Raw genomic sequence first — 13,114 nt, forward strand, 5'->3', positions numbered from 1 at the left:
CCCTTTTTGTCTGCCAGCCGTTGCAACTGCACCACGGGTTTGGTCAGGGTGACGGCGGAAAGCACGACCCCTTTCTGCTGCCAGCTGGCTTGCAGGTCGGGGGTGATAAAGAGCTGCTCAAAACGGATGATGGGCTGCTGTTTGGCATCGAGCAGGGCGGTCGCGCCGAGGGTGAGAGAAGGGTTGCGCAGCCCTACGTCAATCTCCCCCAGCGTCAGTTGCAGGCCATAGTGCTCGGCCAGCCAGCCGGGCAGATAGCGCTGGATTAGACGAGGGGTTTGCCACAGCAGCAGAGTGATCAGGATAAGAAGCAGCAGGAAAGCGTAGGCAAGGTAGCGCAGCAAGCGGAGCTTGGGGGACGCGGGCTCGGTGGTGTTCATTTGGTGCACTCCCAATTGGTTCCCGCCATGGTACAGAAAAGCTGGATAGTAATCATGGGGTTGCGTGCTGTTGTACGCCGTACTTTGTCCAAAGGCGATCCAGTTCACCCTTTTGTTGCAGCACTGCCAGCCACTGTTCCAGCTGGGCAGGGGTAATGGGGGCCTCAGGGTGAAGGATGGCGCGGTGTTGATACTGTTGATCCCATTTTTGCGAGATCAGCAGCTGGTCGGCTGTGTCGGGATTGGCCTGCAGATACTGGTTAAGGTAGGAAACGTTGAGAATGGCTACCTCGCCGCGCCCTTTGAGTAGCGCTTGCAGGGCGCTGACGTTGTCTTTGACCAGGGTGATATTGAGCTTGCGCTGCAGGTAGAGGGGATCGGCATTGAACTGGCCGACACCGTAGTGATAGCCGGTCACCCCGATGAGGTGATGGCTGGCAGGATCGTCAAAAAAGCGCTGATCCCGGCCCGCTTTGTTCAGGGCCACATAGACCTCGCCACCACCGAGGAAGGGGGTTGTCATCTTGAATTTATCGGTGTCCCAGCCCCACTTGGTGTCTTCAAACAGCATCAGCGAGAAACGGCCCAGATCGAGCGCCTTGTAACGGTTGGCGGCCGAGGTGGGAACAAAGACGAAGGTCACCTCTTTCTGTACGGCATTGAGCTGGTCGATAAGCTCCAGAGTCAGCCCTTCATAGCGGGAATCGGAGAGTTTGACCACAAAGGGGGCATAGGGGTATCCGCCAACCTTGATGAGGGGATGGCTCCAGCCAGAGAGGCTGAACAAGAGCAAAAACCAGCACCAATATCTCATGGGATCCCCAAGGCAATAGCTTGCTCCCAGATTCGGTTAATCTGCGCCAGTTTTCAAGCTGTTAAGGGAATTAACACAGCGCTGTTCGGCGGCTTCCAGCTCGGCCATCACCATCTGGATATCCTCCAGTTGTTGGCGCAGTGCGTCGCGCTTTTCATCGATCAGCTGGATCATGGAGTGGAGCTGGGTTTTGCTCGATTTGTCGGTGTCGTACATATCGAACAGCTCGCGGATCTCGGCCAGGCTAAACCCCAGCCGTTTGCCGCGCAGGGTCAATTTGAGCCGGATCTTGTCCCGGTGGCTGTAGATGCGGGTTTGCCCCTCCCGCAGCGGGGTGAGCAGCCCCTCATCCTCGTAGTAGCGGATGGTGCGCGGTGTGACATCGAATTCGTGGGCCAGCTCCGAAATGCTGTAGGTGATCTCCTTGCCGGGCAGGGAACGGGACATGGTCATGACTCCTGTTGCTGGGCGTGTGGCTGGCAGAGGCGGGCACGCAGCCGCTCGGCATTGGCGTGCAGGGCCTGACCGACCCGTGAGCCGTTGGGGCGACCGAGCTGCTCGCTGACCCACTGGCCGGTGGCCGCCAGTTTGTCGAGATCCACCCCCGTCGTCATGCCAAGGCCGTGCAGCAGGTAGACCACCTCTTCTGACGCCACATTGCCGGAGGCGCCCGGCGCATAGGGGCAGCCGCCAAGCCCCGCCACCGAGCAGTCGATGGTGCGAATGCCGCGCTCCAGCGCGGGTAGCAGGTTGGCCAACCCCTGGCCGTAGGTGTCGTGAAAATGGACCGCGAGTCGACCCGCCGGGATCTCGTGCAGCACCGCATCCAGCATGGGCGCCACCGTGCCCGGGGTGCCAACGCCGATGGTGTCCCCCAGCGAAATTTCGTGGCAACCGAGATCCAGCAGTTGCTCGGCTATGGCAGCGACCCGTTTCGGGCGGGTCGGGCCATCGAACGGGCAGGCGATGACGGTGGAGAGGTAGCCGCGCACCTTGATGCCGAGGCGGCGCGCCTCCTGCACCAGCGGGGCGAAGCGCACCAGCGACTCCTCCACGCTGATGCCTATATTGGTGCGGGTAAAACCGTCGGAGCAGGCGGTGAAGAGGCCAATCTCATCGGCGCGGGCGGCAATGGCTGCCTGCAAGCCTTGCAGATTGGGCACCAGAGCGCCGTAACGGGTTGAGCCCTTGCGCGGCAGTGCCTCGAACAGCGCTGCGGAGTCCGCCATCTGCGGCACTTTTTTGGCAGAGACAAAGGCACCCACCTCGATGCGTTGCAGGCCGCTGTCGGCCAGTCGCTGGATCAACTCCAGCCGCTGTACCAAGGAGAGGGGCGCAGCTTCATTTTGCAGGCCATCGCGCGGCCCCATCTCCACCAGACTGACCCTGTCGTCACGGACGTCCTGTGATCGGTTCATGGGTGATCCTCCTGTGTGGCAATCTCTTCGGCAAAGCGCACCAGCATGGCCCCCTGGCTAACTTGCTCACCCTGCTTGCACTGCAGCGCCTCAATTACCCCGTCCCGCTCTGCGCGCAACTGGTGCTCCATCTTCATCGCCTCCAGTACCAGCAGGGGTTGCCCCTTGCTGACCGTTTGCCCCTGCTCGACCAGCACGGCTACCACTATGCCGTGCATGGGCGCGATGGCGCCCTGCGCCTTCTCGTTTGCCTGCTCATGGTGGTGGCTGTGCTGCCGATCATCGGCCGCGAAGCGGATGCGCTGGCCCCCCAGGGTCATGATGAAGGTTGCCTCCGAGCCTGGGACCGTCTGAATGGGGATCTGCTGCCAGCAGCCACCCTGTTGCAGCCGGATATGGTCGTCACCTCGCTGGTAGCAACGGTTTTCCCCTTGCCACTCAAACTGGCCGTCACGATCGCGAAGGGTCAATACCCGGCGCTCATCACCGATGCGCACCGCCGCTGTCCAGCAGCGATCCGGCCCTAGCCGAAATCCACAGGCTTGCTGCCAGGGGGAGGTGCCCACAGGGCGGCTCGCCAGCCAGAGGGTAGCCAGCGGCCAGGCAAGTTCAGGAATGGGTTGCGCTGTGGTAGGGATGGGCCACTGGGTATGGTGGCCCATGGCCAGGACGTCAGGCTCTTCACACAGGCGCAGCAGCAGCGGGCCGTTGTGCACCAGCGGGCCGAGATCCAGCGCCGCCAGCGCATCGGCCAGTTTGGCGAACGCCTCGGTGCGGCTCTGGCCGTGGGCGATCAGCTTGGCGATCATGGGATCGTAATAGGGGCTCACCTCATCGCCAGCGGTGACGCCAGTGTCGATGCGCACGCCAACGGGCCAGTGGAGCCAGTGGATAGGCCCGCTGGCAGGCAAAAAACCGGCCGCCACATCCTCGGCGTAGAGGCGCGCCTCCACCGCATGGCCGCGCAGCACCACTTCCTCCTGAGTGAGTGGCAGTGGCTTGCCCTCGGCCACGGCCAGCTGCCAGGCCACCAGATCCTGCCCGGTCACCGCTTCGGTGACCGGATGCTCTACCTGCAGCCGGGTGTTCATCTCCATAAAGAAGAACTCATCCTTGCAGAGCAGGAACTCGATGGTGCCAGCCCCCTGATAGTGGATGGCCTTGGCTGCGGCCACGGCTGCCTCCCCCATGGCGCGGCGCAGAGCCGGAAGGATGTCGGGGGCGGGCGCCTCTTCGATCACCTTCTGATGGCGTCGCTGCAAGGAGCAGTCCCTGTCCCCCAGATAGATGGCGTTGCCGAGGCTATCGGCAAAGACCTGCACCTCAACATGGCGAGCCTGGGGCAGATAGCGCTCCAGCAGCACCAGATCGTCGCCAAAGGCGGCCTTGGCTTCCCGTTTGACTGCCGCCAGTGACTCGTCAAAGTCGGCCAGCTGATCGACCCGGCGCATCCCCTTGCCACCGCCGCCACTGGCGGCCTTGATAAGTAGCGGGAAGCCAATCTGGCTCGCCTGATCGCGCAAGAAGTCCGGCCGTTGATCCGTGCCGTGATAGCCGGGCAGCACAGGTACGCCAGCGGCCTGCATCAGCGCCTTGGCTCCCGATTTGTCGCCCATGGCGAGAATGGCGGCGCCGCTTGGGCCGACAAAGCGCAGGCCGCGCTGTTCGCAGGCGGTGGCAAAATCGCTGTTTTCCGACAGAAAGCCGTAACCGGGATGGATTGCATCGGCGCGCGCCTCTTTGGCAATCTTCAGCACCTTGCCGGTGTCGAGATAGCTCTCTCTGGCCGGTGCGGGCCCCAGATGCCAGGCCTCATCGGCCAGACGGGTGTGCATGGCATGGGCGTCGGCATCGGAGTAGAGGGCGATGGTGTGAATGCCGAGGCGTTTCGCCGTCTTGATGATGCGCACGGCGATTTCGCCGCGATTGGCGATCAGCAGGCGTTTAATCTGAGTGTGATGGGTCATGTCTCATCCTCGAAACGGGGACGCCAAGCGGGAGGGCGTTTGTCAAAGAAGGCCTGCATCCCCTCCTGTGCTTCGAGTCCCACCCGAACCCGGGCAATGGTCTCGACAGTTTTCTCTTCGTGCAGGCGGGAAGGATGGGCCTCTATCGCCGCCAGCAGTCGTTTGGTCTCTTTCATCGCTTCCGGCCCGTTGCGGCAAAGACGAAGGGCTTGCGCCCGTCCTTCCACCAGCAGTTGATCCGGCTTGCAGAGTTGATGTGCCACATTGAGCCGACAGGCGGTAATGGCATCGAACGGCTCGGCACTGAGCATGTAGCGGCGCGCCTGACGCATTCCCATGGCACGCACCACGTAAGGGCTGATCACCGCAGGCACCAGACCCAGGCTCACCTCTGAGAGGCAGAAGCGGGCATCATCGCTGGCCAGCACCATATCGCAGGCACAGATCAGCCCCAGCGCCCCGCCATAGGCAGCCCCTTGTACCAGTGCCACCGTAGGGAAGGGGAGCTCGTCGAGGGTCTGCATCAGCCGCGCCAATACCCGGGCGTCTTCGCGATTGTGCTCAAAATCGGCGTGAGCCAGATTGCGCATCCAGTTGAGATCGGCACCCGCGCAAAAGTGTTTGCCCTCTGCCCGCAGCAGCAGGGCGTGGGGGCGTTCGGCGAGATCATGACCATGGAGATGGGCCAGATCATCGAGGCAGTCGAGCAGCCCCAGCATCAGGTCGGCATCAAAGGCGTTGTGGCGGGCCGGGCGCGACAGCACCAGTTCGGCCAATGAGCCGTGCCGCTCCAGCCGAAACGGGCCCTGTGTTGAAGAGCCAAGTGCTGAGGAAGTAAGTGGATCTGACATCGTTTTGCTCCTTACATCCGAAAGATGCCGTACTGCTCGGGTTCAATGCGGGCCCCCTGACAGGCAGCCAGTGCCAGTGCCAGCACGGTGCGGCTCTGGGCCGGGTCGATGACGCCATCATCCCAGAGGCGGGCGCTGGCGTAGTAGGGGTGACCCTGCCGCTCATACTGCTCGATCACCGGGGCGCGGATGGCGGCCGCCTCCTGCTCGCTCAGGCTCTTGCCCTCGACGGTCAGTTTGTCCCGACGCACCTGCACCAGCACTCCGGCAGCTTGTTCGCCACCCATGACAGAGATGCGGCTGTTGGGCCAGCTAAAGAGAAAATCGGGCTCATAAGCGCGGCCGCACATGCCGTAGTTGCCGGCACCAAAGCTGCCGCCGACGATCAGGGTGATCTTGGGCACCCGGCTGCAGGCCACTGCAGTGACCAGCTTGGCGCCGTGCTTGGCGATCCCCTCTTTTTCTGCGCTGCTCCCCACCATAAAACCGGTGATGTTCTGCAAAAAGAGTAGCGGGATGGCGCGGCGATTACAGAGCTGGATAAAGTGGGCTCCCTTCTGGGCGCTGTCGCTGTGCAGCACGCCGTTGTTGGCGAGGATCCCCACCTCCATGCCGCAAATACGGGCAAAGCCGGTCACCAGTGTGGTGCCGAACAGCGCCTTAAATTCGTCAAAATCAGAGCCATCCACCAGTCGTGCAATCAGTTCGCGGGCGTCGTAAGGGCGTTTGAGACTGGTGCCCACCAGACCGTAGAGCTCCTCGATCGGGTAACAGGGAGTGGGGTAGGCTGGCTCATCGTAACTTGTGCTGCCCGATGCCCAGTCCGAGGCCGAAGTATGGTCACGGCCCAGATGGGTGAGCAGGGTACGGGCGATGGCCAGCGCATGGGCATCGTCACGGGCCATATGATCAGCTACCCCGGAGTGGGCGCAGTGCACCTCGGCGCCGCCCAGGGCTTCTGCGCTGATCTCCTCACCGGTGGCGGCCTTGACCAGTGGCGGGCCCGCCAGAAAGATGGTGGCCTGCTCCCTGACCATGATCGACTCGTCCGCCATGGCGGGCACGTAGGCACCCCCGGCGGTACAGAGTCCCATCACCACTGCCAGTTGAGGGATATTTTGGGCCGACATGCGGGCCTGGTTGTAGAAGATGCGGCCAAAGTGATCCCGGTCGGGGAACACCTCATCCTGCATCGGCAAGAAGGCGCCACCGGAATCCACCAGATAGAGGCAGGGGAGGCGCAGCCGCTCGGCGATGGCCTGGGCGCGCAGGTGTTTTTTCACCGTGAGCGGGTAGTAGGTGCCGCCCTTCACGGTGGCGTCGTTCACCACCAACATGCAGAGCCTGCCCGAGACCCGGCCGATGCCGGTGATGATACCGGCGGCGGGTACCGGCTCGTCATAGACCTGACAGCCAGCCAGCGCCGAGAGTTCAAGAAACGGGGAGCCCGGGTCCAGCAGCTGATTGATGCGCTCGCGGGGCAGCAGCTTGCCACGGGCCTGATGGCGGGCGTTGTTGGCCGCGCCGCCCCCTTGGGCGATCTCGGCAATGCGGGCGTGGAGATCGTCGACCAGCCCCTGCATAGCAGTCCGATTGGCCGCATATTCCGGGCTCGCCGTGTCGAGGTGGGAGTGGATACGACTCATGCATTTTCTCCCATCAGCTCGCGGCCGATGAGCCAGCGGCGGATCTCCGAGGTGCCGGCGCCGATCTCGTAGAGTTTGGCGTCCCGCAGTAGGCGGCCAGTGGGGTATTCGTTGATGTAACCGTTGCCGCCGAGCAGCTGGATAGCGTCGAGGGCCATCTGGGTGGCGTTTTCGGCGGCAAACAGGATGGCTGCGGCGCAATCTTTACGGCTGGTGCGACCCTGATCGCAGGCGCTCGCCACCGAGTAGACCAGCGCCCGGCTGCTGGCGAGGCGGGTATACATGTCGGCGAGCTTGCCCTGCACCAGCTGGAACTCGCCGATGGCTTGACCAAACTGCTTGCGCTCACGCACATAGGGCAGCACTACATCCATGCAGGCCTGCATGATGCCAAGGGGGCCCGCCGCCAGCACCACCCGCTCGTAATCGAGCCCGCTCATCAGCACCTTGACCCCGCCGTGCAGGGTGCCCAGCAGGTTTTCCTGCGGCACCCGGCAGTTGTCGAACACCAGCTCGCAGGTGCTGGAGCCGCGCATCCCCAGCTTGTCGAGCTTCTGGGCGGTAGAAAAACCGGGAGTGCCGGCTTCAACGATAAAGGCAGAAATTCCTTTGGGGCCCGCACTGGCATCTGTCTTGGCATAGATGACGAAGGTGTCGGCATCCGGGCCGTTGGTGATCCACATCTTGTTGCCGTTCAGCACGAAGTGATCGCCCTCGCGCTCCGCGGTGAGGCGCATGCTGACCACATCTGAACCGGCTCCCGGTTCGCTCATGGCCAGCGCCCCCACATGCTCGCCGCTCACCAGCGGGGGCAGGTAGCGTGCTTTTTGCTCCGCCGTGCCGTGGCGGTGGATCTGGTTGATGCAGAGATTGGAGTGAGCGCCGTAGGATAGGCCGACCGAGGCGCTGGCGCGGCTCACCTGCTCCATCACCAGCACATGGGCCAGATAGCCGAGGTTCACCCCGTCATACTCCTCTGCCACCGTGATGCCGTGCAGACCCAGCTCACCCATCCGGGGCCAGAGATCACGGGGGAAGGCATTGCTCTGATCGATCTCGCTGGCGCGCGGGGCGATCACTTTCTGGCAGAAGGCCGCAACCTGTTCGGTCAGGGCATTCAGGGTCTCATCCATCTGCATCCATGCTCTCCTTGCGGATATGACAGTCGGGTAGGAAGGTTGGTTCGACCTGCTGACTCGGCGTTACGGCTGGCAGTGGTCGGTCCATTTTGTACTTCACTTCTGCCACAAGTTTACGTTAGCGTAAACGTAAATCAATTGTTAATCTGTTGTGTGTCGATAGATAGGTGGTAGTGAAAGCGTCATCAGCTACCACGACAACAGCGCCACAGTGGCAGATCCAAATGACGCAGCGCGTGGGCGCCGCGTCATAAAGCGCTAACTCAGGAAAATAAGTGCGGGGCAACAAGCGTGGGGCAACAAGGGAGCGAACGACAAGATGGATTTTACCCTGACCGATGATCAACAGGCGTATGTGGAGGCGGCCGCCGCCTTTGCCGATGAGGCGCTCAAACCCCATGCCGCGCGCTGGGACAAGGAGCATGAGTTTCCGATCCCGATCATCAAGCAGGCGGCCGGGCTAGGTTTTTGTGGTCTCTATACCCCGGAGCAGTTTGGCGGATTGGGGCTGCCTCGTCTCGATGCGAGCCTCATCTTCGAACGCCTCGCCATGGGTTGTACCTCGACCACTGCGTATCTGACCATCCACAACATGGTGAGCTGGATGCTGGGTAACTGGTTGCCCACCGAGGTTGCCAAGGAGTGGGTTCCGAAACTGGCTAGCGGTGAATTGCTGGGCTCCTATTGCCTCACCGAGCCGGGGGCGGGTTCCGATGCGGCGGCACTCAAGACCCGGGCGGTGCGCGAGGGTGATAGCTACCTCATCGAGGGAACCAAGGTCTTTATCTCGGGAGCGGGCAGCACTGACGTGCTGGTGGTGATGGCCCGTACCGGTGGTGAAGGTGCGAAGGGGATCTCTGCCTTTATGGTGCCGGCAGATAGCGCGGGTATCGTCTATGGCAAGCCGGAAGAGAAGATGGGCTGGAACAGCCAGCCGACCCGGGAGGTTGTTTTCAACGGGGTTCGCATTCCTGCCTGTTATCGGTTGGGCGAAGAGGGGGAAGGATTCAAGTTCGCCATGCAGGCCCTCGATGGGGGGCGCATCAATATTGCCACCTGTTCGGTGGGCACCGCCCAGCAGGCGCTGGACGATGCGCTGGCTTATGTGCAGCAGCGCCAGCAATTTGGTCACCCGATCAGCGAATTCCAGAGCGTGCAGTTTCGCCTGGCCGATATGGCGACCGAGCTGGCTGCCGCCCGCCTGCTGGTACGTCAGGCCGCCGACAAACTGGATCGCGGGGCACCCGACAAGAGTGCCTGGTGTGCCATGGCCAAACGTTATGCTACCGATGTGGGTTATCGAATCTGTGATGAGGCTCTGCAACTCTTTGGCGGCTATGGTTATATCCGCGAGTATCCGCTCGAGCGCTATCTGCGCGATACACGGGTACACCGTATTCTGGAGGGCACCAACGAGGTGATGCGACTCATCATCGCGCGCCGCATGTTGGCCGATCCCGGTTTGTCGCTGGGCTAACCGGTGGTCGCATCAGGGGGTGTCTACTGCCACCCGATTTGCGCCATGCCATGCCATGCCGGTTTCGGCTTTGTGAGCCAACCACAGGTTGGTGTCATTCAAGCCTGTCATCATGGCGGCAGCTTCATCGACAAGGACAATGTTATGACAAGGATCAGACTCGAATATCATGGCCACGTGGCCTATATCACCCTCGACCATCCCCCTGCCAACACCTGGACCCTCGCCAGCCTGCAGGCCTTTTTGCAGATGATGGTGGAGCTCGACAGCCGTCCCGATGTGGTGGCGCTGGTTATCCGTGGTGCGGGTGACAAATTTTTCTGCGCCGGTGCCGACCTCAATATGTTTGTCGAGGGGAATGTCGAGCAGGCCCGCGAAGTGGCCGAGGCCTTTGGCAAGGCCTTCGAGGCGCTGGCCCGCTTTCACGGCGTCAGTATCGCCGCCATCAATGGTTATGCCATGGGAGGCGGCCTGGAAGTGGCGCTGGCCTGTGATATCCGCATCGCCGAGCAGCAGGCGTTGCTGGGACTGCCGGAAGCCTCGGTGGGCTTGCTTCCCTGTGCCGGTGGCACCCAGCGTCTGACCGAGCTGGTAGGGCCGGGCTGGGCCAAGCGGATGATCCTCTGCGGTGAGAAGGTGAGTGCCTCGCTGGCCTACGAGATGGGGTTGGTGGAGGAGGTGGTGAAAACCGGTCAGGCGTGGGAGGCCGCCCATCAGATGGCCCATCTGGTGGAGCGCCAGAGCCCGAGAGCCCTGCGCGCCTGCAAAACCCTGATCAATCAGGGCCGCAGTGGCCCGCGGGATGCTGCCTTGCCCCTTGAGCGAGCGCTGTTTCTCGATCTCTTTAGCGATGCCAACCAGCGTGAAGGGGTGGCCGCCTTCCTGGAGAAACGCTCACCACGCTGGCAATATGGCCCAACAGAATAAATCCATACGGAGCCGTTTATGAGTGAGCCGGTCAAGGTTAGCTGTTATCCCACCGAAGATGGTCATCATATCGGGGTGTTGACCCTCGACAGCCCTGCGTCTCTCAACGCATTGAGCCTGCCGATGATCCAGATCCTGCAACAGACGCTGACCCGTTGGGAGCAGGATCCCGCCATCGTCTGTGTGCTGCTGCAGGGGGCGGGTGAGAAGGCGTTCTGTGCCGGTGGCGATATCCGCTCCTTCTATTACCGCAAGCAGGAGGCGAGCGAGGCGGAACTGTTCGAATATGCCCGCGACTTTTTCGAGCAGGAGTACCGGCTCGACCACCATATCCACAGTTATCGCAAGCCCCTGATCTGCGTGGCGGACGGTATCTGCATGGGGGGCGGCATTGGCCTGTTTGCCGGAGCCGATTTTCGGGTTGTCACCGAAAGAAGCCTGTTTGCCATGCCGGAGGTGACCATAGGACTCTACCCCGACGTGGGGGCAAGCTGGTTTTTAAGTCGGATGCCGGGGCGGCTGGGGCTCTGGCTCGGTCTGACTGGCGCCCGCTTCAACGGGAGTGATGCCATCGGTCTTGGGCTGGCGGATCACGCCATCGCCAGTGGCGAGCGCAGTGCGCTGCTGTCACGCCTCGCCGTGCTCGACTGGGCTGGCAGTGGTGCTCCCCGTGAGCAGATCGATCTGCTGCTCAGGGGATTGCACCGTGAGGTGGCTACCCGGTTGCCAGCGCCAGTGCTGCTGCCCCATCAACAGAGGATCGGTGCCCTGCTGGCGGGGCGCACGTTGCAAGGGGTATTGGCGCGGTTGTTCGAGGCTCAGTTCGATGAACAGGAGGCGGTACTCAGGCAGGCGCAGCAGATCTGCCGCACCGGCAGCCCCATCAGCCGCGCCATTTTGTGGCGTCAATATTGGCAGGCTCGCCGCTACTCCCTGGCCGAGGTATTTGCCGAGGAGCTGACCCTCTCGGTCAACTGCGTGCTGAAGGGGGATTTTGTGGAAGGGGTACGGGCACTGCTGATCGACAAGGATAAAGAGCCCCGCTGGCAGCAGTTGCCACCGGAGGGGGAGTGGCTGGATGAGTTCTATCGCTGGCCGCAGGGGAGCAATCCGTTGGCCTGCAAGGAATAACATCTTGGCAACCGGCGGACGCCGCCATCAGCAACGCAAGGAGCAAGCGGGATGACAAGGATAGGGTTTATCGGGCTCGGCAACATGGGGGGGCCCATGGCGGCCAATCTGGCTAGGGCCGGGCACAGGGTGCAGGTATTTGATCTGGTTGCCCATAACATTGAGCGCGCCATCGCCGCTGGCTGTATCGCAGCGGGGGATGCCCGAGAGGCGGTGACCGGCTGCGAGGTGGTGATCAGCATGCTACCCGCGGGGGAGCATGTGCGCGCCCTTTGGTTGTCTGAGGGGCTGGATCTGCTGGCGGCTCTGCCGGTTGGTGCACTGGTGATCGACTGCTCCACTATCGATGTCGACTCTGCCCGTCAGGTCGGGGAGGCGGCCCGCGCACGCGGTTTGCGCTTTATTGATGCCCCTGTCTCGGGCGGTGTCGCCGGTGCGGCCGCCGGGACGCTCACCTTTATCGTTGGCGGCGACGCGGCAGATTTCGAGGCGGCAAAAGCCTTGCTCGCCTGCATGGGGCAGAACCTGTTTCACGCCGGGACGCTGGGGGCAGGGCAGATCGCCAAGATGTGCAACAACATGCTGCTTGCGATCCATATGGCGGGCACTGCCGAGGCGCTGGCCCTCGGGGTGAAGGAGGGGCTGGATCCCGCCGTGCTCTCCACCATCATGGGCAAGAGCTCCGGCAACAACTGGAGTCTTGAGCGCTACAACCCCTGGCCCGGGGTGATGGAGAATGTCCCTGCCGCCCGCAACTATCAGGGGGGCTTTATGACCCGTTTGATGGTGAAAGATTTGGGATTGGCCATGGCGCTGGCCGAGCATGGCCACAGCGCTGTGCCGATGGGGGCGCTCGCGCGTAACCTGTTCAACCTGCATGCCGCTCAAGGGCAGGGGGGACGCGATTTCTCCAGCATCGTCGAACTCTATCTGGATAAACAGGATCCCGCCTGACGGGCCACCTCTCTTCAAGGCATCTCTCTTCGACCAGCTACAAGGAGCATTGATGGATATCAAAGATAAGGTCATCGTGATTACCGGCGCTGGACGTGGCTTGGGACGGGCCATTGCGCTGGCCCTAGGCGCACAGGGGGCGACGCTGGCGCTGCTCGACATCAATCGCGCAGATCTGGAGGCGACCGCAGCCCTGGTGCGCAGTAAGAGTGATCAGTGCGATCAAGATAGCCAGTGCGAGCTGTTTGTCTGCAATGTGGCGAGCGAAGCCGAGGTTGAAGCCGTGTTTGCCGCCATCAAGGAGCGTTTTGGCGTGCTGCACGGTCTTATCAACTGCGCCGGCATTTTGCGCGATGGCATGCTGATCAAGGTGAAAGAGGGTGAGCTGGTGGAGAAGATGACGCTGGCCC

General features: G+C 62.2%; 13 protein-coding genes. 5 read left to right on the plus strand and 8 right to left on the minus strand.

Annotated features, from left to right (window positions below):
• From DBR30_RS08020 to DBR30_RS08055, 8 genes are all read right to left on the minus strand, one after another.
• Positions 1–380 (minus strand): DUF748 domain-containing protein (locus DBR30_RS08020; RefSeq protein WP_441296731.1); only part of this gene is annotated, 380 nt, incomplete at its 3' end.
• 52 nt (positions 381–432) lie between these two features.
• The gene (locus DBR30_RS08025; RefSeq protein WP_108541218.1) at positions 433–1,194 is read right to left on the minus strand and encodes a substrate-binding periplasmic protein; all 762 of its coding nucleotides are present in this window, start codon (positions 1,192–1,194) and stop codon (positions 433–435) included.
• Positions 1,195–1,230: 36 nt separating this feature from the next.
• A complete protein-coding gene (locus tag DBR30_RS08030; protein ID WP_047436889.1) occupies positions 1,231–1,641 on the minus strand; it encodes a MerR family transcriptional regulator in 411 nt (136 codons plus the stop codon).
• A gap of 2 nt (positions 1,642–1,643) precedes the next feature.
• The gene (locus tag DBR30_RS08035) at positions 1,644–2,612 is read right to left on the minus strand and encodes a hydroxymethylglutaryl-CoA lyase (RefSeq protein ID WP_108541217.1); all 969 of its coding nucleotides are present in this window, start codon (positions 2,610–2,612) and stop codon (positions 1,644–1,646) included.
• The gene (locus DBR30_RS08040) at positions 2,609–4,579 is read right to left on the minus strand and encodes an acetyl/propionyl/methylcrotonyl-CoA carboxylase subunit alpha (protein ID WP_108588286.1); all 1,971 of its coding nucleotides are present in this window, start codon (positions 4,577–4,579) and stop codon (positions 2,609–2,611) included. Before DBR30_RS08040 ends, DBR30_RS08035 begins: the two co-directional genes overlap by 4 nt.
• A complete protein-coding gene (locus tag DBR30_RS08045) occupies positions 4,576–5,430 on the minus strand; it encodes an enoyl-CoA hydratase-related protein (protein WP_108540359.1) in 855 nt (284 codons plus the stop codon). Before DBR30_RS08045 ends, DBR30_RS08040 begins: the two co-directional genes overlap by 4 nt.
• Positions 5,431–5,441: 11 nt before the next feature.
• Positions 5,442–7,076, minus strand: a complete 1,635-nt coding sequence (locus tag DBR30_RS08050) for a carboxyl transferase domain-containing protein (RefSeq protein WP_108540356.1) — start codon at positions 7,074–7,076, stop codon at positions 5,442–5,444.
• Entirely contained in the window at positions 7,073–8,215 is a 1,143-nt protein-coding gene (locus DBR30_RS08055; RefSeq protein WP_108540353.1) for an isovaleryl-CoA dehydrogenase, read from the minus strand. The genes DBR30_RS08050 and DBR30_RS08055 overlap by 4 nt, the downstream gene beginning before the upstream one ends.
• A 319-nt stretch (positions 8,216–8,534) precedes the next feature.
• On the opposite strand from DBR30_RS08055, the gene DBR30_RS08060 reads away from it, so the two are divergent.
• The 5 genes from DBR30_RS08060 to DBR30_RS08080 form a co-directional block, all read left to right on the plus strand.
• Positions 8,535–9,692, plus strand: coding sequence for an acyl-CoA dehydrogenase family protein (locus tag DBR30_RS08060; protein WP_181363525.1), 1,158 nt, complete (start codon positions 8,535–8,537; stop codon positions 9,690–9,692).
• A 144-nt stretch (positions 9,693–9,836) separates the two neighbouring features.
• Positions 9,837–10,619, plus strand: coding sequence for an enoyl-CoA hydratase (locus tag DBR30_RS08065; protein ID WP_108540362.1), 783 nt, complete (start codon positions 9,837–9,839; stop codon positions 10,617–10,619).
• 18 nt (positions 10,620–10,637) lie between these two features.
• Positions 10,638–11,750, plus strand: coding sequence for an enoyl-CoA hydratase/isomerase family protein (locus DBR30_RS08070; protein ID WP_108540348.1), 1,113 nt, complete (start codon positions 10,638–10,640; stop codon positions 11,748–11,750).
• 51 nt (positions 11,751–11,801) lie between these two features.
• Positions 11,802–12,704, plus strand: coding sequence for a 3-hydroxyisobutyrate dehydrogenase (mmsB, locus tag DBR30_RS08075; protein ID WP_108540346.1), 903 nt, complete (start codon positions 11,802–11,804; stop codon positions 12,702–12,704).
• A gap of 52 nt (positions 12,705–12,756) precedes the next feature.
• The coding region (locus DBR30_RS08080) for an SDR family NAD(P)-dependent oxidoreductase (RefSeq protein WP_146181370.1) at positions 12,757–13,114 on the plus strand (358 nt) is incomplete at its 3' end.

It is taken from the genome of Aeromonas sp. HMWF017, from assembly GCF_003061465.1.
Taxonomy (GTDB): Bacteria; Pseudomonadota; Gammaproteobacteria; order Enterobacterales; family Aeromonadaceae; genus Aeromonas; species Aeromonas veronii.